This is a genomic window from Frankia nepalensis, assembly GCF_016786325.1.
Taxonomy (GTDB): domain Bacteria; phylum Actinomycetota; class Actinomycetes; order Frankiales; family Frankiaceae; genus Pseudofrankia; species Pseudofrankia nepalensis.
In genome coordinates this window covers 1-1,105 of the sequence record NZ_JADWYU010000013.1, presented here as the reverse complement: position 1 = coordinate 1,105, position 1,105 = coordinate 1, and the positions used below count along the sequence as shown (strand labels likewise).

1 protein-coding gene is annotated in these 1,105 nt (G+C 69.7%); it reads right to left on the bottom strand.

From position 1 onward, the window contains the following. On the bottom strand, positions 1–1,095 hold a 1,095-nt coding region (locus I6A81_RS00080), incomplete at its 3' end, for a cytochrome P450 (RefSeq protein WP_203008566.1). Positions 1,096–1,105: the final 10 nt, after the last annotated feature.

The window sequence follows — 1,105 nt, the reverse complement described above, 5'->3', positions numbered from 1 at the left end:
GAGCGCGATCTGGCCTTCCATGCGGGCCAGGGCCGCGCCGAGGCAGAAGTGGGCGCCGAACCCGAACGTGATGTGCCGCTGGATCCCGCGGCGCACGTCGAACGTGTCGGGGTCGGTGAACTCGCGCGGGTCACGGTTGGCGCTGCCGTTGAGCAGCAGCACCTTGGACCCGGCGGGAATGTCGACGCCGTGCAGCGAGTACGGCCGCAGCGTGAAACGGCCGTTGACCGGCGACGGCGCCTCGTAACGCAGCAGCTCCTCGATCGCGCCCGGCACCAGCGACGGGTCGGCGGCCAGCAGCGCCAGCTGCTCGGGGTGGCGGGCGAGCGTGACGCCCGTCCAGCTCAGCAGCCGGGCCACGGTCTCCACACCCGCGCCGGCCAGCAGCACGACGAACAGAGCCAGCTCGAAGTCGGTGAGCGTGCGGGCCACACCGTTCTCCACGACCTCGGAACCGACCAGCGTGCTGATCATGTCGTCCCCGGGGTGCCTCTTGCGGTGCGCGATCAGATCGGCGGCGTACTGGTGGACCTTCGCCCCGGCCTCCACCGCCGCCGCGTTGGTCGCGCCGGGCTCCTGGCCCTCCTCACGGTGCAGCATCTCGTCGAACCAGTGCCGGACCATGTCCCGCTCGTCCGCGGGCAGGCCGAGCATGTGACCGATCACCATGGGCGGCAGCAGCGCGCCGAAGTCCGCGACGTAGTCGAAACCCGACGACCCGACGAACGGGTCGAGGTACCGGTCGGTGAGCTCGCCGATGTGCTGGCGCAACGCGGCGATCCGCCGCGGCGTGAAGGCCCGGCTCACCAGCTTGCGGTGCACGTCGTGCTCGGGCGGGTCCATGAAGATGACCATCGGGAAGCCGACCGGCTCATCCAGGGTCTCGAGCTGGACGCCGTGCGCCGAGCTGAACGTGTCGGTGTCGTGGTACGCCGTCCAGACGTCCTCGAACCGGCTGAACGCGAAGAACTGGTACCGCTCGTTCCAGTAGACCGGCTGCTCCTCCCGCATCCGGCGCCACATGGCGTGCACGTTCCGATCGATCGCGACATCGAAAGGGTCGTAGTAGACCGGGGACATCGTGCCGACACTCATCGGCTGCTCC